This is a genomic window from Mesorhizobium sp. M0062 (genome assembly GCF_040323125.1).
Classification (GTDB): Bacteria; Pseudomonadota; Alphaproteobacteria; order Rhizobiales; family Rhizobiaceae; genus Mesorhizobium.
The window spans coordinates 163,466-181,314 of sequence record NZ_JAMYUO010000003.1 but is presented as its reverse complement, the minus strand read 5'-3'; the positions used below and the strand labels follow the sequence as shown (position 1 = coordinate 181,314).

Annotated in this window: 13 protein-coding genes; 3 read left to right on the top strand and 10 right to left on the bottom strand. The window is 64.0% G+C overall.

Annotation, left to right across the window (positions count from 1 at the left end):
* Positions 1-10 precede the first annotated feature (10 nt).
* The 5 genes from NKJ64_RS05080 to tagH form a co-directional block, all read right to left on the bottom strand.
* Entirely contained in the window at positions 11-2,422 is a 2,412-nt protein-coding gene (locus tag NKJ64_RS05080) for a serine/threonine-protein kinase (protein WP_023714862.1), read from the bottom strand.
* Positions 2,419-3,177, bottom strand: a complete 759-nt coding sequence (locus NKJ64_RS05075) for a PP2C family protein-serine/threonine phosphatase (protein ID WP_023692196.1) — start codon at positions 3,175-3,177, stop codon at positions 2,419-2,421. Before NKJ64_RS05075 ends, NKJ64_RS05080 begins: the two co-directional genes overlap by 4 nt.
* Before the next feature lie 157 nt (positions 3,178-3,334).
* Positions 3,335-6,856, bottom strand: coding sequence for a type VI secretion system membrane subunit TssM (tssM, locus tag NKJ64_RS05070; RefSeq protein WP_352462076.1), 3,522 nt, complete (start codon positions 6,854-6,856; stop codon positions 3,335-3,337).
* Complete coding sequence (gene tssL / locus NKJ64_RS05065; RefSeq protein WP_352462074.1) at positions 6,853-8,379, bottom strand: type VI secretion system protein TssL, long form; 1,527 nt, start codon at positions 8,377-8,379, stop codon at positions 6,853-6,855. Before tssL ends, tssM begins: the two co-directional genes overlap by 4 nt.
* Before the next feature lie 250 nt (positions 8,380-8,629).
* Positions 8,630-9,652, bottom strand: a complete 1,023-nt coding sequence (gene tagH, locus NKJ64_RS05060) for a type VI secretion system-associated FHA domain protein TagH (RefSeq protein WP_023738407.1) — start codon at positions 9,650-9,652, stop codon at positions 8,630-8,632.
* A gap of 271 nt (positions 9,653-9,923) precedes the next feature.
* Here tagH and NKJ64_RS05055 point away from each other — a divergent pair, with 271 nt between their 5' ends.
* From NKJ64_RS05055 to NKJ64_RS05045, 3 genes are read left to right on the top strand one after another with little or no spacing between them, the layout of a single operon-like run.
* Positions 9,924-12,257 carry a type VI secretion system Vgr family protein gene (locus NKJ64_RS05055; RefSeq protein WP_023704806.1) on the top strand — a complete coding sequence of 778 codons (2,334 nt, stop codon included), beginning with the start codon at positions 9,924-9,926 and terminating at the stop codon, positions 12,255-12,257.
* 7 nt (positions 12,258-12,264) lie between these two features.
* A complete protein-coding gene (locus NKJ64_RS05050; RefSeq protein ID WP_023682625.1) occupies positions 12,265-12,690 on the top strand; it encodes a DUF6484 domain-containing protein in 426 nt (141 codons plus the stop codon).
* A 10-nt stretch (positions 12,691-12,700) separates the two neighbouring features.
* Positions 12,701-13,864, top strand: a complete 1,164-nt coding sequence (locus tag NKJ64_RS05045) for a hypothetical protein (RefSeq protein ID WP_023704807.1) — start codon at positions 12,701-12,703, stop codon at positions 13,862-13,864.
* Positions 13,865-13,897: 33 nt separating this feature from the next.
* On the opposite strand, the gene NKJ64_RS05040 is transcribed toward NKJ64_RS05045, so the two are convergent.
* Genes NKJ64_RS05040 through NKJ64_RS05020 form a run of 5 tightly spaced genes read right to left on the bottom strand, consistent with a single transcriptional unit; the run spans position 13,898 to position 17,844 of the window.
* The gene (locus tag NKJ64_RS05040; protein ID WP_023815183.1) at positions 13,898-14,944 is read right to left on the bottom strand and encodes a hypothetical protein; all 1,047 of its coding nucleotides are present in this window, start codon (positions 14,942-14,944) and stop codon (positions 13,898-13,900) included.
* Positions 14,932-16,023 carry a DUF2169 family type VI secretion system accessory protein gene (locus NKJ64_RS05035; RefSeq protein ID WP_023682622.1) on the bottom strand — a complete coding sequence of 364 codons (1,092 nt, stop codon included), beginning with the start codon at positions 16,021-16,023 and terminating at the stop codon, positions 14,932-14,934. Before NKJ64_RS05035 ends, NKJ64_RS05040 begins: the two co-directional genes overlap by 13 nt.
* Positions 16,024-16,026: 3 nt before the next feature.
* Positions 16,027-16,506 (bottom strand): hypothetical protein, encoded by a 480-nt coding sequence (locus NKJ64_RS05030; RefSeq protein ID WP_023682621.1) that lies wholly within the window; start codon positions 16,504-16,506, stop codon positions 16,027-16,029.
* An 18-nt stretch (positions 16,507-16,524) separates the two neighbouring features.
* Complete coding sequence (locus NKJ64_RS05025; protein WP_023682620.1) at positions 16,525-16,974, bottom strand: hypothetical protein; 450 nt, start codon at positions 16,972-16,974, stop codon at positions 16,525-16,527.
* A 3-nt stretch (positions 16,975-16,977) separates the two neighbouring features.
* Positions 16,978-17,844 carry a DUF4150 domain-containing protein gene (locus tag NKJ64_RS05020; protein ID WP_023682619.1) on the bottom strand — a complete coding sequence of 289 codons (867 nt, stop codon included), beginning with the start codon at positions 17,842-17,844 and terminating at the stop codon, positions 16,978-16,980.
* Positions 17,845-17,849: the final 5 nt, after the last annotated feature.

The window sequence follows — 17,849 nt, the reverse complement described above, 5'->3', positions numbered from 1 at the left end:
GGCGTCGGTGCTAGCCGCCGAGGCGGAAGTATTTGGCGGTCGCCGAAAATGCCGAACTCCTGGCGCCGATCTCGTCGAGGATCCTGGGCAACAGCACCGAGGCCGGCGTCGGCGTTGTGAAGTCCGCCGCCTTTATGTCCTGCGGCCCGGTGATCACCATGATGATCTGCGGCAACGCCTTGCCTGCCGCCTTGTCGGCGGCGCCGAGCCCGATCGGGATCGAGAAGGTCGCCTTGTCGGCTTGTACGACAACATGATCGTCGAGGTTGAACGCGATGCCCCTGTGGTCGATCAGGAACACGCTCGACACCAGCCCGCCATGCGTCATCAGCGTGCCGTCGATCGGCGAGCCGTCCGGCACCGATGTCTGGTCGAGGACAAGCTGCGGCCTGTCGGCCGTGCTCGCGCCCATGAAACGCAGGAAGCCGGTGATCCCGCATTGCGGGGGCTGGATAAGGCGGACGCTGATATCCGGCTCGACATGGAACTTCGCCTGGAATTCCCCAAGCAACTGTTCGAAGGGTGGCACCGACGTGCCGAAGCCCTCGATCGCGACACCCTTGTCGGCGACCGACGTCACCGTCGCAAAAAAACAATCACCACCATTGAAGGCGCGTACCCAGGTGACCCGCTCCGCGGCCGCATCGGCCGGTGGCGGCACCTCCGGCTTGGGCACGTTCATGGCAATGTCGGGCTCTGCCGGCTTGTCGGCCTGCTCACCGCTGGCGATATCGGGCTGGCTCGGCTTAGGCTCCGCGGTCGGTTCAGGCGCCTGCGTGTCCGGCTTGGGCGCCTGCGCGGTCGGTTCAGGCGCCTGCGCCTTGGGCTCGGGCGCTTGAGCGGTGGGTTCCGGCGTCGGTGCTGTGGGTTTGGGGGCCTCGGCCGTCGGTTCAGGTGTTTGCGTGGCTGGCGCTGTCGCCTTGGGCTCTACCGGCGGACTGACAGGCTCGGGGTTCTTCGCGGCATCGGACTGTGACGGGCCGGATGGCGGTTGCAGCGCGACGGTCTTGTCGGTTGGTGCGGCCGGCAGCGGGGCCGTGGCGCTCGACGCGACTGGCGGCGTCGGCTGCGGCTCGACCGGCGCTTTGGCCTGATCTTCAGCCGGAGTCTCCGCTGGTTGCGGCTTTGGCACCGTCTTCTCGACCGGCGCAGTGTCCGAAACGGGCTTGTCAGCGACGATCGGCTTTGTCAGTTCGGGTTGGAGCGGCTTGCCGGTGTCGGTGACGCGAGGCCGGTCTCCGAATCCCACGATACCCGATGCATAGAGCCCTCCAAGCGATACCACGGCCACCGCCGACAGCACCGCGATCGTCAGATTTCTGCCTGTAGTAGCACGCTTCGGTGGTGTGCTTGCTCGCTTGGGAGTTTCAGCAGCCGGTTTCGGGTGCGACAGGTGCGCCGGGCGCACGTGCGGCACGAAAGACGGCTCCGCCGTGCCGCTTGGCGGGGCCGAACCGAAGCCTTGGGCCGGCGAGTCCCCGACCTTCGAGACAGGCCCTGCGGTCTGCCCGGTTCGCGGCAGACCGGGCCGGGGCGCGAGCGATGCCGGCGGCAAGGTCGCGTCGCTGTCGTCGCGCGTCAACCGGGCGATTTCGGCCATGCTGGCCGGTCGATCATCCGGGTCAGGCTGCAGCATCGCTTCGACAATGTCCCTGAAATCGGCATCGATGCCGGAGAGATCAGGGACGGTCCGCCGTTTTTCGACGATCTCGTATTGCGAGCCGCCCATATCGATCGGCTTGCCGCGCAGCGCCGCCGCCAGCACCAGCCCCAGGCTGTAGATGTCGGACTGTTCGCTGACCTCGCCGCCATAGAGCCCGAGTTGCTCGGGGGAGACGTAATTGTATTTTCCGGCAAACTTGCCGCCGATCAGCGTCTCGCCACCGACCGCGGCCGATCGCGCAATGCCGAAATCGATGATCTTTGCCCGCTCGACCCGGCCGCCCGGCAGGATGATGTTGTCGGGCGACAGATCGCGGTGGATGGCGCCGGCCTGGTGCACGGCGCTCAGGCCCGAGGCTAGCCGGTGGCACAGTTTGCGCACATCCGGAGTCGCCATCGCCCCGCCGCGCATGACGTCGTACAGCGACTGGCCGTCGACGAATTCCATCGCCAGATAGGGCCGCCCGATGCCGGGATCTATGGTGAAGACGTGGTAGCGCACGACCGCGTCATGCGACAGATGGTTGAGGATCGAGGCTTCCTTGCGAAACAGCGACAGGATCGTCTGATCGCGGGCGAATTCCGGCAGCACGATCTTGATCGCGACATGATCGCCGGTCTGGATGTTGTGGCCGCGATAGACTTCGCCCATGCCGCCCGACGCGATGCGTTCGTCGAGCTCGTAGATGCCGCTGAGCTGCGTGCCGACGCTGGTATCCGCCATGTTGGGCAATAGCCGGGTCTTGTCGTCGGAGCTCATCGGTCGCGGCCTTCTGCTCGGGACAGGCCATTGCCTTTGTCTCTGATCTTGACCAGAACGATGGTGACGTTGTCCGTGCCGCCGCGCTCAAGCACCATGGAAAGCAGCTTTTCGCAGGCAGCCTGCGGCGCTGCCGAGAGCACTGCAGCCGCAATCTCCGCGTCACTGACATGCGCCGTCAGGCCGTCCGTGCTGAGGATGAAAATGTCGCCGGCAAGGGTCTCTCCCTGCTGGAAGTCGATGGCGATTTCGTCGTTGACGCCGATGGCGCGGGTGATGACGTTGCGGCGCGGCCAGTTCTCCGCTTCGGCCGCGCTGATCGCGCCGCTGTCGAGCAGTTCCTGGACCTCGGTGTGGTCGCGCGAAATCTGCGAGATCGCGGCGTTGCGCACGAGATAGACGCGGCTGTCGCCCGACCACAGGCAGGCGAACCTGCCGTCCATGGCCAGCAGTGCGGCAACGGTGGAGCCGATGGTCACGCCGCGTGAGCGCGAAATCCGGCGGATCTCGGCATGCGCCCGGTTCAGCCGATCCTCAAAGCGGGCGCGCAGATCCGGCGCCGAACTGGCGATGCCGATCGTCGCCAGATGCTCGACAATGCTTGCCGAAGCGACTTCTCCGGCCTCGTGCCCGCCCATGCCGTCGGCCACCACCCAGAGGCCGATCCGCGGCTCGACCAGAAAGCTGTCCTCATTGTGGTCGCGCACGCAGCCCTTGTGGCTCACGCCGTAGCTCTCAAAGGCGGCATCGTTCACTTGCCTACGCTCCGCAACGCCTTGGCTGACGTGCCTGGCCAGTCTGCCACAGCCCCATTCATTAGAGTATCGAAATCTAAGCCGCTGATGACGGACCGTGTGGTGCCGCCGCTGTCTCTGCGTCCTGCAATCGCTGGTCCTGCCATGCAATTCCCCATCAGAAAGCCTTCGGACAGCTGAACGCGGAGAGCGCCGGCAGCGTGAACGGATTACCGTCCTCCCCGGTCTTGATCGTGTAGGCGACATCGCGCCCGCCGATGAGGAAATGCGCTTCGAGACTGTCGCCATTGGCGGTGACCTGCCCCTTGTCCAGCAATCGTTTCAACGCCCAGGGACCGTCGAACTTGATTGCGGACTCGCGGCCGGGCAGCTCCGGCGTCAGGCTGAGACTGGCCGAACCGGTCTTGCCCGGCCACGGAATCAGGCCCGGCGTGTTGCCGGCTTGGGTGGCCTGCAGCACCTGGCCGTCGATATTGAGCAGCGCCATGTCGGCATCGCCATGCAGCGACAGCGGCGTGAAGGTGATGTTGATCGACGGCACCGGCCCGCCGAGCGGAAAGAAAGCCGCGCGGATTTGTGCCGCGAGCTGAAAGTTCTTCAGCGTCGATTTCGCCAGATTGCGGCCGAACCTGGTGTCCTGTTTCCAGTCCCAGTCCTGGCCGCTCATGTCGACCAGCGACGCCAGGTTCTGCGCGAAAAACCGGTCGAGAACCCCGCCCGGAGAAAACAATCTGGCAAAATCCGCCATGGCGACATCGTCGGTGCCGGCGGGGGCGAATGGAAAGCGCCCGGCAATCACCTCTTCGCACGGACGGCCGACGGTCTCCTCCAGCATCTCGTTGAGACGTGTGGTCGATGTTTCGGCGACGGTGCCCTCGAAATCGTCCGCCGCCGCGCTCACCATCCTGGCCAGCGCCTTCGGCAGCCGCGAAGCATTGGCGCGCAACGTCGAGATCTGCAGCTGCAGATTGGCGTTGGCCTGGTCCGTCTGGGCGGGGACATCGGCGGCCAGCCGCACGCTCTGATAGATTTCGCGGAAATTCTGGGTGAGGGCGTCGAGCGGCCGCTGCCCCGGCGCCCCGGCCACCAAAGCCTGGAAAGACCGGAACTGGGCTTCGATGTTGGCGCCGGGATCCTGGTTCTGGGTGTTGACAAAGGCGGCCCCGGCCCGGCTCTGCGATTTGCGCGCCGCAAGCTCGATGCCGATGCGGGCGAGGCCCTTGGCGCGCGCGGCGATTTCCTGGTCGCTGTCTTGAGACGGCGCAGCCGGATTGCGCTCTTGCGTCAAAGCTGTTTCGCGCGCGATGGCCTCGAACAGCTGCATCAGCGGTGAGGTCGGTGATCCCGCTGCGGACAGCGCCAGATATTGCGGTTTGTCGGCGGCCATTGGCTTGAACTTCAACCTGTCGAGCACCTCGTTCCACGCCGCCGCAAAACTCTTGCCGTAGCGGTCGAGAAGTTCCGGGCCGAGCTTGAGCAATTCCTGGTCGAAGCCGCCTTGCTCGCCGCTCGAACCGATCACCCATTGATCGTCGACCAGCGCCTGCGCGCTCTTGGCAAGTTGCGCCAGATAGAAGTCGAAGCCGGCATGGGTGTAGAGACCGGGGACGCGAAGGCCGGCGAGATCGTTTCCGTCATTGCGCTCGAACAGCATCGGCGCTTCCGGGCCGGCTTGCGAGGCCACCGAAAAATCGTCCAGCGCCGCCGCATAGGTGGCCGACTGGATGAGAGCGGTGGCGCGATCGGCAAGGCTCATGCGGCCGAGCGAGCGCTGGGCGGATTCGACCAGCGTGCGGTTGAGTTCGAACGAGGGATCCTGGTCGTTGTCGAGCGCCAGCATGGCGCGCAAATGCTTCTCCAATTGCGCCCGGCCGTCGCGATTGTGGGCGCCGGGATAGCGGTTCTGTTCCCAGTCCAGTTTCAGCCAGGTGACGACCAGTTCGTCATCCACTTTCGGCGCCTTGCCGCCTAGCATCAGGTAAATCTTCAGCGGCTCGTACAGCGCCATCGGATCGGCCATCCTGGCCTCGATCGTGCGTTCGAGCTGGAACAGCAGGCGCGAGCGGAACATGCGCTCCAGCCCTTGCCGGTAGGCAGTCTCGGAAGCCGAAAGGATACGCTCACGCTGGCTGAGGCCGAACGTCGCCGTGGCCGGGGTGGGCTGGTCTCTCGTATCGTAGCCGGCCGGCAGGCCGCGCAGCGCATCGAGCGCGCCGATGACGGTTTCGAGGTCGGCATCCAACACCGTCGTGCTGGCCAGCAGCGGCGCGGCTGTCGCGCGGTATTGGCCTGCCGCCTGGCCGGTCGCGGCGACCAGCGATTTGTTGGTCGTAAAGCTCAGGCCGAGAACGCCAAGCGCGGCGATCGCTATGGCCGTGATCGCTGTCAGGCCGGCGTAGCGGGCGATCGCAACGCGCCTGTCGGCCGCCCTGTCATAGGACACCCAGCCGGACTCGGCGAAAATGACGCGGCTCAACAGATCGTGCAGGAAGAAGCTTTTGCCGGTGCCGGAAAGATGCGCCTGGGCATTCCTGCCGAAACTGCGGCCTATGCTGCCCAGCAACTGGTCGATCGGCGTGCCTTCCTGCGTGCCGGAAGAAAAATACAGGCCGCGCAGGGGGGCGTTCAGCTGCTTGCGCGTCGGCTCGAAAACGCCCTCGAGGAAATTCACGATCCGGCCTTTCAGCGCACCGAGCTGCGCGGCGAAGCCGAAAATGGCGATGCGCGCGACCGGATCGGTCTCCGCCTGCAGCCGCTCGCTCATCTCTTCGGTCAGGCGCTTCACCAGCGCGTCGAATTCGGCTGGCGCTTCTGCGACCATGTTCAGGCCGCGCTCGGCGGTCTGGAAGGTCGCGCCCCACACCTTGCGCCGGCGTGCTTCGTCGAAACCGCCGAAATATTCCATGAATCCGGAGACCAGGTCGGCCTTGGTGAACAGCACGTAGACGGGAAAGCGGACCTTCAGGACCTCGTGGATTTCCTGCAGGCGGCTGCGGATCTCGGCGACACGGGCCGCCTGCTCTCCGTCCGCCATCAGATCGGCAAGGCTGATCGCCAGGATGACGCCATTGATCGGCTGACGCCTCCGGTGCCGCTTGAGCAGCGACAGGAACGCCAGCCAGCTTTTGCTGTCGGTCCGTGCATGGGAATCCTGCGTCGTGTAGCGCCCGGCCGTGTCGATCAGCACCGCCTCGTCGGTGAACCACCAGTCGCAATTGCGCGTACCGCCGACACCCGCCACCGGCTGCGCCTGGCCCGACCCGGCAAGCGGAAAGTTCAGGCCGGAATTGACCAGCGCGGTGGTCTTGCCGGCGCCCGGCGGGCCGATGACGATGTACCAGGGCACGTCGTAGAGGAAGTTGCGCTTGCCGCTCGATTGCCTGAGCGTCGCGACCGCTTCGTTCATGCGAGCTTCCAGCACCTTTGCATCGCTGCCGTCATCCTCGGCGCTGGCCATGGCGGCCTCCAGCGCCTTCTGCGCCTTGCGCCTGCGCCAGAACCGGATTGCATAGATGATCGCCACCGTTCCGACGACGATGCCGATGATCGCTGCCCGCAGCCAGATGGGATCCAACGGCCGGGCGCCGGCAAAGCGGATTAACGGGCCGGCGTACCAGACCGCGGCTGCAAAGCCGGCGAGCGCGAGCGCGCTGAAGATGCGCAGCAGCCAGCCGGTCACAGCATCTCCTCCCGCGGGATCATTACATCGACACGGCGGTTTTTGGCGCGGCCCTCCGGCGTTGCATTGTCGGCGATGGGCTCGTCCTCGCCCTTGCCCTCGACCTTTGTCCGCGACGGATCGCTGAAATGCGCTGCGATCATCTTTTCCACCGACTGGGCACGTGCGACGGAGAGGTCGAAATTCGATTTGAAGGCGCTGGTCTTCTTCGGTTTGACGTTGTCGGTGTGGCCGACGATCCGGATCGGCCCGCGCTCCGCGTCGAGAGCCGCCGCGATGCTGGCGGCCACCGGCTCGAACTCCGGCTTGACCTCGGCTCGTCCCGACTGGAACAGCAGGGCGTTGCTGATTTCCACGATGATGAAATCACCCTTGGTGCCGACGCTGACGCCGCCGCCTTCGATCTCCTTGGCCAAGGCAGTGCGGATGCGATCGACCTGCGCAATCGTCGTTGGCGCTGCGACGACTTTCACCTCCTCGGTCAGCGGCACGAAACCGGTGCGCTCGATGGTGACCGGCGTCGCCGGATTGAGCGCCAGCAACTCGCCGGCAACAGCCTCGCCATCATTGGTGATGAGCACGCGCAGCGTGAAAAAGGCTGCGGTCAAAACTGCCGCGGTTGCAGCGGCTATGGCCCAGAGCGGAACCCGCCTGGAGCCTTGCGCCGATGTGACCGACAAGCCTTGCCAGCGCGGCGAGATGTCGTCGTCACCGAGGACGCGGAAATAGGCTGATGTCTCGTAGACGTCGCGGCGGACCCGTTCGAGGCTCTCGCGCGGCTGGCCGCGATACTGGCCTTCGAAGCCAAGCGACAGGCAGACATGCATCAGCTCGATGAGATTGCGATGAGGTTCCGGCGTCGCCAGCACCGTGTTCAGCGCCTGGAAAAAACCGGCGCCGGTGGGTTTGACCTGGAAGAAGCGCTGCAGCATGGCGTCCTGCGCCCACGCATCCCGGCTGGAACCGGGCAGATTGGCGACGATATCGTCGGCGGTTTCGCAAAGCACATAGCTGGCGATGCGCGCATCCTCTTCCGAGGTATCGGTCCTGGCGATCTTGCGGTCGAAATCCTCGATCAGGCCGGCGACATGCTGCGCCAGCGGCTCGGCCGGTCTTTCGACAGCCATCAGCCGCAGATGCCCAAGCAGTATCAGCAAGGGCGCCGCGGCAGCGACGATCGGGTTGGCCGCGCCATAATCGACGGCATCGCTGGCGCCGAGCAGCGCATCCCATGGCGGTTTCCCCGCCGTCCCGGCTGAGCCGTGAACGGGCGGATCGGCCGGCGCGTTGGCGAAGGGCGTTCCCTGATAGATCACCGTCCCCGTGACGTCGGACGGCGGCTGGCGGCCGGCGTTGGGATCGAAAACCGTGGGTTCCGGGACGCTGGCAGGGGCGATCACCGTACTGCCGGGGGCCGGCGCATCGCGGGCGAGAACCGTCTTTTGCTTGCGGCCGGGATTGGGGCGGCTGGGGCGGATGACGGTTTTGCCGGTCGGATCGAAAGGATCATCCTTCGAGCTCATCGCCGATCCCTGCCTCTACGCCCGCGCGCCGCGACGCACAGCGCCATGTCCGCGCAAACGCGGACCGCAGGACGCTATCTCGCCGTGACATGACATGTGCCGCAGACCCCCGAGGTCGACCAACCGTACCCGCGTGCTCAATCGTCGTATGTGATCGTAGTCTCAGAAGGTTGCGATGGAAACCCGGCGCAATTTTGGTGGCCGGCCCGTGCTCGGGTCGCCTTCACGGTGTCTTCAGCGGTGCGCGGGCTTAGCCCTTGCCGGTCTTCGGTTTGGCGGCCTTGGCATAGGCTTCACTGAAATAGGTGAGGAATATGTCCAGCATGCCATTCTCGTGCGCTTCCTCCTTGGCCCGCCAGGTCGCGACCAGCGCGTCCCAGGCGCGCGTTTTCTTCGAGGCAAAGGAGGATGGCGGCAGTTTTTTCGCAATCGCCTCGGGCGACAGATCGTCAAGCAACCGCGACAGCGCTGCCTGCATGGCGGCGAAGGTGGCGAATTCATGTGTTTTGAGGTCGTGGAAAGCGTCTTCGATGCTGTGCCTGGCATCGAGATAGCCGGCCCTGCGCCGCGCGAACATGATGTCGAGGATTTCGTCTGTCCCGGGCACGAACTTCAGCGGATTGTTGTCGGCGGAATTGATCATGGTCCGGTCGCTGGTCTTGGCCAGGACTTTTGCAGCGGCGCGCGCCTTCAACAGCAACACCAGCTCGTCGACGACGATGCGCAGCACCGCGCCGATCTCGCCGGCTACCTCCTGCGGTTGGCGCAGCAAAAGCACCTCTGGCGGAATGCCGGCGCCGGCGGCAATCGCGCGCAGGATCTCGTCGGCTTGCTGCGGCCGGCTGGAGACCGAAGCGGGTGGCGCGGTCGGTGACCGTGGCGATGCGACATGGTCTGGAAAGGATCCGGCAACGGGCATCTGCCGTTGCGTCGAACCATGGCCACCGAAGGCTGGGTTCCCGTCATCGATCGACACCGAGACGATATAGCGGCCGATCCGGAGCCGGTCACCTTGCGCCAACCGATGCGGGCCGGTCAGGCGCTGGCTCGACCCGTTGACGAATGTGCCGTTGCGCGAGACGTCGTGGAGAAAAAAGGCGCCGCCTTCGTAGCGGATTTCGCAATGTCGGCCGGAGATGAACTTGTCCGGATCGGGCAAGGTCCAGGCGCAGTTCTCCCGCCCGATCTCGAAGCCGCGGTCGCGCGATGCGTAGCCGGGCGGCAGCCCGGCAGGCAGGACATCGACATTGCTGATCTGCAGACTGATGAACATGCGCTATGGACCGTCGACCGCTGCCGTTTCCATTGATCCGATGTGCCACAGTCTAGCAGCTTGCGGGCACAGCGGGAGAGCGGCGTTTCACACTGGCGAAAGCGGCGCAAACAGCAACGGCCTGCCGCTTGTCCTCTTTGGTCTGCCATAGAACATGTGGTAGGCTCAACATGGCTTGGGTGGCAAGTTGCGAAATATCCCTGAACGTGAGGTCGTTAACACAAGAAGGGCTTCGAACCTGCCACACTAGCGCTCAGGAGGGGCACGACCCATGCCGAGTGAACAACGCGCCGCGCTTGTGCAGACGCCGGTCGGCGCCGAGCTGTTGACCTTTACGCATCTCGTCGGCCGCGACGAGATCAGCCGCTGCCTTGCCTACACCGTTGGATTTGTCTCGACCAATGCCGATGTCGACCCGCTGAAGATGCTGGGCGGCGCCGTTTCGATCGAAGGCGAGGCCGACCCCAAGCGCTGGTTCAGCGGCCTCATCGCCGAGTTTCGCCTTACCCGCATCGAAGATCGGCTGGCTCACTATGAGGCGGTCGTCAGGCCGTGGCTGTGGTTCCTCGGCAATACCACCGACTGCCGCATTTTCCAGGACAAGACCGCCGTCGAGATCGTGGAGGAGATTTTCTCCAAATATGGCGGCATCGCCAAGTTCGAAAAGCGCTTGCAAGGCTCTTATCCGCCGCGCGAATATTGCGTGCAATATGACGAGAGCGACCTCGATTTCGTGCAGCGGCTGCTCGAGCACGAAGGCATAATGTACTTCTTCGAGCATGCCGAGGGCGAGCACACGCTGATCCTGGCCGACGCCATGAGCAAGCTGAAGCCAGCGCCGGGCTATGAGACGGTGCTCTATCAGTTCGAAGGGCAGGGCTCGCGCCGCGACGTCGAGTACATCACCGACTGGATTCCAGGCAGCGCGGTGCGCCCCGGCGCCTATGCCCACACCGACTATGACTTCGAAAAACCCGCCGCCGATTTGATGGCGAAGTCGGCGCAGCCCTTCGGCCACAAGCAGGCCGCCGGCGAGAACTATCGCCACCCCGGCGCGCATCTGGAAGTCGGGCGCGGCGACAGCCTGGCGGCGATCAGGCGCGAAGAAATCCAGGCGCCGCATATGCGCATTGCCGCTGTCGGCACCGTGCGCGGCCTGTTCTCCGGCTGCACCTTCAAGCTCGACGGCTTTCCGCGCGACGACCAGAACAAGGAGTATCTGGTGATCAGCGCCGAGTACCGGCTGTTCGATCCGGGCTATCGCGCCGGCGTCGACACCGATGGCGAGAATTTCAAGGTGGTGCTCGGTGTGGCGCCGACCTCAGTTGCTTATCGGCCGCCGCGCATCACGCCAAGGCCGATCATGCGCGGGCCGCAGACGGCGACGGTCGTCGGTCCGTCCGGCGAGGAGATCTTCACCGACAAATATGCCAGGGTGAAGGTGCAGTTCCACTGGGACCGCCTGGGCAAGAAGGACCAGAAGAGCTCGTGCTTCGTGCGCGTGTCGCAGACCTGGGCCGGCAGCGGCTGGGGCTTCATCCAGATTCCCCGCATCGGCCAGGAAGTGATCGTCGATTTCATCGAAGGCAATCCGGATCTGCCGATCATCACCGGCCGGGTCTACAACGCCTCGCAGATGCCGCCCTACGGGCTGCCCGGCAACGCCACGCAGTCGGGCTGGAAATCCAACTCGTCGAAGGGCGGTGGCGGCTACAACGAGCTGATGTTCGAGGACAAGGCCGGCTCCGAACTGGTCAATTTCCAGGCGCAGAAGGACCATCACCTTCTGATCAAGAATGATCGCCAGAAGCTGGTCCAGCACGACCAGTCCGACCGCATAGACCACGACGCCAAGCACTCCGTCGGTCACAACCTCGACGAGGACGTCGGCAACAACAAGACGGTCAAGGTCGGCGTCGACCAGACGACCAATATCGGGTCGAACGACACTGAGACGGTGGGCAAGAACCGCTCACTGACGGTGGGGGTCGATGAGACGATCAACATCGGCTCGAACTCCACGGAGACCATAGGTGCCAACCACACCCAGACGGTTGCAATCGTCCAGACGGTGACCGTTGGCGCGGCCCGGGTCGATTCGGTCGGAGCATCCGAGACCCGAACTGTGGGCGGTCCGCAGACGAACACGATCGGTGCGACGCGGTCGGTCACCGTAGGTGCTGCGCAGAGCCACGATATCGGCGCGGCTGATAGCTGGAACATCGCGGCGGCGCAAAGCGTCAATGTTGGCGCCGATCAGAGTTTCACCATCGGCGGGGCACAGTCGTCGCAGATCGGCAAGGGCAGGTCGGCAAAAATCGCTGCGGACGACGCAACCGATGTCGGCGGCGGGCACGCGCTCAAGGTCGGCAAAGGCAGCGGAATCCAGATAGCCGAAGACAGTGTGATCAAGGTCGGCAAGAATCTGATGATCGAGGCGGCCGACTCGATCACGCTCAAATGCGGTTCGGCCTCGATCACGATGAAAAAGGATGGCACCATTGTCGCTGATGGGAAGGATATTACCCTCAAGGGCAGCGGCAAGATCACCGTCAAGGCCGACGGCGAGGTGATCGTCAAGGGCAGCACGATCAACAACAATTGAGGGCATCATCATGGAAGTGCTGGAGCGTATCGACGGCGTCGTGATCGGCCTGCTGATCGGCTTCCAAGGCGGGGCGCCGCTGGTTGTCTTCGTCGGCAATCCGCGCGAGACCGCGATAGCGGCGCGCAGCCTGACGGAGCTGGACGTTTCGGCCGTCGGATCCGAACTGGCTTTGCTCTTTGAGGGCGGCGACCCGGCGCGGCCGCTGGTGGTCGGGCGCATCGTCGATCCTGCGCCCCGCGGCAGGAGCCTCGAAGTCGTCCGCGACGGCGAACGTGTCGTCATCAACGGCGATGAGCGCATTGAACTGCGCTGCGGCCTGGCATCGATCATTCTGGAGAAGAATGGACGCGTGACCATTCGTGGCACCCAGTTGACCAGCCAGGCCAGTGGCACCAACCGCATCCGCGGCGGGGCCGTGCATCTTAACTGAGGCATTGCCGATGCACAGCATCGCGACCATTGCGGCGATCGTGGACCAACACGCCGAGGACGCGGCGTTCCTGTGGCTTCGACGTCGTCTGGAGATCGACGGTCCAATCCTCGACGAGACCGATATCGGCCGCATCGACCAGCGTCTCGAAGCCAATCTCGAAGGGCTCATGGCAGCCGGCAAGGCCGGTTGGGAAGCTGCTCAAGCGCGCTTCGCCGACTACGCCGAACCGGGCGAGATTTTCGTGCTTGGCACTCTGGCAATGCGTTGGAGCGATGCCAAATTGGTGACCTCTGCAATCGACGCGGGCGCAAGCCTAGGTGACGCCGGCATATCGAGCCTGTCTGCCGCGATCGCGCGCACGCCGGGCGAAAACCTGCGCCCGTTCGTGGCGCAGTGGCTGGACACGCGCGACGCGCGGCTGCGCTGTCTTGGGCTATCTGCGCTCTGGCATCATCGCGTCGATCCGGGACAGCGCCTGCATGATCTGGCCAGCCATTCCAATGCGAACGTGCGTTGGCGCGCCGTCCGGCTCGCCGGCGTGCTCAGGCGGCGCGACCTGCTTCCGGAAGTCCTGGCTGGGCTTGACGGCGAGACAACGAAAGAACGTCTTGCGGCCGCCTTCGCTGCTTGCCTGCTTGGCGAGGCTCGGTCCGCGCACTCGGTGATCGACAAGATCGTGCTGACGGAGACGGACCATGCGCAGGCGGCGATCGAGTTGCGCCTGCTGACGACGCCGCCGAAGGCCGGCAAGGCCTGGCTGCAATCACGTCTCGGACAGCCTGTCTTGCGCATCGCGGCCACGGCATCGATCGGGCTGCTCGGCGACCAAGCGGTGGTGCCGTGGCTGATCGAGAAGATGCGCGAGCCGGAACTGGCATCCGCAGCGGGTGCAGCACTTCGCGATCTGTTCGAGGTGGACTTCGGCGACACCGACCTTTTCGTTGCCGATCCAGCTGTTCTTGGCGAGGGCTTTGCCCAACTCGACGACAGCTCGCTGCCGGCCGCCGATCGCGTCGAAGCATGGTGGGACGAAGGGCGCGGCGGGCGCAACCATCGTCTGTTCCGTTCGATGCGCAGGCTCAGGGTGGATGCGTTGCGCGCGGCAATCGCCACGCCCGAGGCGCCGCTGGCAGACTGGCGCAGGACACGCAAGTTCCCGGCGTGGATGTGATCGCTTTCGCCGAGGGAAGGCTTGTCCCTCCGTTCAGCGTTGGCGGAGGTCGGTAAGCGCGATCGCCGACCGGTTGCCACCCTCGGATGCAAGCTCGCAGGCTGCGACGCGGCCCGGCGCGTAACCGCTTATAAAACTGTCGGCCGCCAGCATCAGAACAAGTGCCGCACTAGCGGCTCCAATGTCGCCGACCGTCATCGCAGGGTAGGCTGTCGGGAATATCTCGCGGTGCGTGCGGTAGAAGCGCGAGCGACCGACCAGTTGTTCGAGCCCGCTGTACCGTTCCCCGTTTCCATTGCTGACAAGGAACTCGATATCGGGTTCCTTGGGTCCGGACCCGCTGAAGGCAGCAAGCAGCGAAGCCACCATCGCACGGCCTTGACTCTGGCGTTCGGAAAGAACGCTGTCGATCTCTTGAGCCAGGCCCGCCCCGCAAATCATTGCAGCCGGCCCGCTCCCCGGCGCTCGCGTCAGGCGCACGAAGACAGCGCCCTCGCCAGGGACTGCCCCTTGAGCATTGTTTTCGGATTTCAGACGATTGGCTCGCATCAAGCGCGCAATGTCGGTCCCGTTGACGAGGCTGTCCACACCACCCAGCAGCACCTGCGCGACGGTCCCGGATTCTAGCATGTCGCCGGCATAGTCGAGCAGTCCGGCGCTGGCTGCGGCACCGCCGTCAAATACGCGCGAGCCGGCATTGAAGCGCAGGCCGCATCGCTCGAAAATGGCATTCAAAAGGCGCCCCCGCTCGACCTCTTCATACGCCGGATGGTCGCGGAAACTCTCCGGCAGCGCGAGCAGAACAGCGGTGTGGTCCGGCGTTGCCTTGTTGTCGAGCATCGCCTCCTTGAGAGCGCGGGCGCCCATGCTGGCGAGCCATACCCCGTCATTGCGTCGCAGGCCCGCCTTGGCTGGAATGCGTGCCACGATCTGTGTGGTGGGAAACGGCTCTGAAAGAGGCACCTCCTGAAATGCTGACAGGTTGGCGCGAATGGCTGAGATGGTCTGGCGCGCGTTCAATCCAGCAGGCGTGACGGCGCCACCAACCGAGATGTAGAGCGGCCGCTTCACGGCTGCCACGCCGAGCGATCGCGCAGGGCCCCGTCGCCGCCGAGAAGATTGAGATAGAGTTTTCGCTTGCGGCGCGCATTGATCCAAACAGGAGAAATGTGGCCGAAGGCGATTTCCCGCAGCGCCGGCACGTTGCGCCGGATTACCACTGCCAAACGAGCCTTAAGGGTCACGCGCTTCAAGTCAGGCTCGATGAGCACGGTGTCAGGCTTGAACGCGTTTTCTTCTACACGATCGTCATAAATGAGCCGAAGCGGGGCCGTGATGCGCGGCAGGCGGAAATCCCATCTGCCCGAAGCCGTCATGCCGATCACCGTGATATCCTCGCCGTTGCCGATGCCGGCCATCTGCTGATCGGCTGGGGCGCACATATAATGCCGCGTGTCGAAGTCTTTGGGAGCGAGCGGCCATTGGGATTCGAGCCAAGCCTTGTCGTAGGTTCCGGCGAAAGCCAGGCGCGGTTGCCAGCCCCGGCCAATCGTCCCGAATCCCGCCGGCCTCAGGGATTCCCCAGGTCGGGCTTGCGCTTCGCCCGGATACATGACGTTGGGCGCCTCGGTTCTGACCGCAGGATCTGCAGACCGGGCGTTATGGTACCCCACGCCGACTGGATTGCGCTGGTCCGTGCGCAAGTCTTCCAAAGTGCCGCCATAGGTGCGTTCATAGACGATCGGCATGGTCCGGAAAGGCGCCGGTGCGCTGTAGCCGCCGGAGTCGTAGATCCGGTCCCCGACGACCTGCAATACCTTGCGGATCGAGTTACCGACACGCAGGCCAACCTGCATCTCGCGTACCGGCCTTCCATCCGGCGCGTGCGCGACGCCATTCACGATCACCTCGGCGCCAGGCTTGACGGGCGCGATGTCCGCTTCGTAGCGGGTCGATGAAAGGGCCGGATCGCCAAAAGGCTCATCGCCAAAGATCACCGGCACCTGTTCGGCCGCTGGCTGGAATTCCTTTCCTTCATCCGTCGCCGTGAAACTTGCCGACAGCATGACAATCAGAGTTTCTTGGCCGTCAGCATTCAATTGGACGTGCGTCGCGGCGGCGAAGGGTGTCCTGTTTTCCAGCCAGACATCGAAGGCCATCGTTCAGCACCACCGGCCGTTTTCATCAAGCCCGATCGGCCAATAGGGCATGGCCGTCAGCAGTTCTACATATTCCTTGTTGCCTTCATCGACGACCCATTGCAGCAGGAACACCTCAGGCGCGAGGCGGTCGGCCGCGGGCAGCGTTTCCCCCACCGCAACGCATCGCAGCCAGTATTCCCGCACGAGCCACACCACCGCCGGATGATTCGCCGGGCCGGCCGCTGCATCATCCAGCTGGGCCGTGATCGCTTGATTGACGGTCAGGCCGCCATCGACCAGTTCGTCGAGGCCAGCTTCCCAGATCTCGGAAGCCACCTCGAACGTCTCCTGCAAGTCAGCGAGGTAGGCCTTGAACAGGGACCTATAGGCAGCAGAGGCCTCGCGGCGCGAAAGGCGGATTCCATGATCGGGACCGACAACGTCCTGGGGTGCGTTGAGAAGCCGGTTCAGGCCGAGTTCGACACTATGATCAATCCGCATTGCCATCTTCTTCTAGCCTCAGCACATTTCGAGAGATGGATCCTCGCCGATCGGGACATAGACGAAGTACTTGAAGTACTTGAATAGTTCCGTGTCGTATTCGGACATCATTTCGACCAGCAGCAGATTGGGCGGCACGGGACCGCTGGCGTCCGCTTCGTCGCCATCCTCACCCCAGTTCGATTCATCGTCCTCGTCGTCATCATCGGTCTGTCGGGCGTACCGTTCAAGGTTCAGGCCGTGAACCTTGAAGTAGTGCTTGCGGTAGATCGCCAGAATCCGTGGATGGGCCACCAGCCCGGCGGGCCAATGCAGATTGGCTATGTTCTCACCGGAGGCGTTCAGGCGCTGCTGCAGTGCGCCCCACCATTCCTCGATCGCCGGCATGACGGCGTGGAGCTCTGCGGTCCACGCATCGATTATCGCCGTATAGTCAGCGTCGAGATCGGCAAAACCCGTTGCACTCATCGCCTAGATCCCCCGAGCGTTCATGAACTTCCTAATCGCCTTGTTGTCCACCTTCGACTGCCGGCCCGGCTGGCTGTTGCTGTGGCTGGAGCAATGCGGCCTGACGTAAAGCGCTTTCATCGCATCCTTGAAGCCTTGTGGGACGATCTCTATATTGCATCCACCCGCGTACCACGCTGCCTTCTGCGTCGGCTGGTGATCGGCGATCAGCGGGGCTTCCTTCCCCGAAATTTGCCGGTTGACCTTCGCCTCCAGTCGCTTGATCGCGGTCTTGTTCTTGCCGGTCGTGCGTTTCTTCAACCTGTCAAGGTTACGTTTGCATTCCCAGCATGGCCGGTTCTGAACCTTGGCTTTCTGCGGGCCTGTTGGCTGGGTGTAATGATCGTCGTAGCAATAATCGGTCGTGCATTTCTTCTTCTCTTTCACCAGAAGAGCATTGCGGAAGTTGACCAAGGCGGCGGTATCGATGGTGTTCGGGAGTGGACTTGCCGTGTTCTGCTCCATGGTGTCGCCATGGCGGCAGACACCCTTACCCTCCACCTTGACGACGAACGACCAGAGCTTGAACACTCCCTTGCCCTTGATCTTGTGCGTTATGACCCCCGCGCCGAGGCCTTGGGTGGCCGGCTCGTTGCCGGTGCTGGTCGCAACCTCCGACGAGCTTTCGAGCGCGGTCGGATTGCCTTCGATCTTGACGCTCTTACTGCCTTTGGTGAGATCGCTGGAAGACAGCATGTTGACGTATGGAACCGGAACCGGGCCTGCCGGCGGGGAAGGCGGGCTCAAGCACACATCTCCCGGCGCCACGCCCTTGCCGCCGCTTCCTTTGTGGAAGAAGCCCATGCCTTCAGCAAAGACTGTGCTGCCCATCAGAG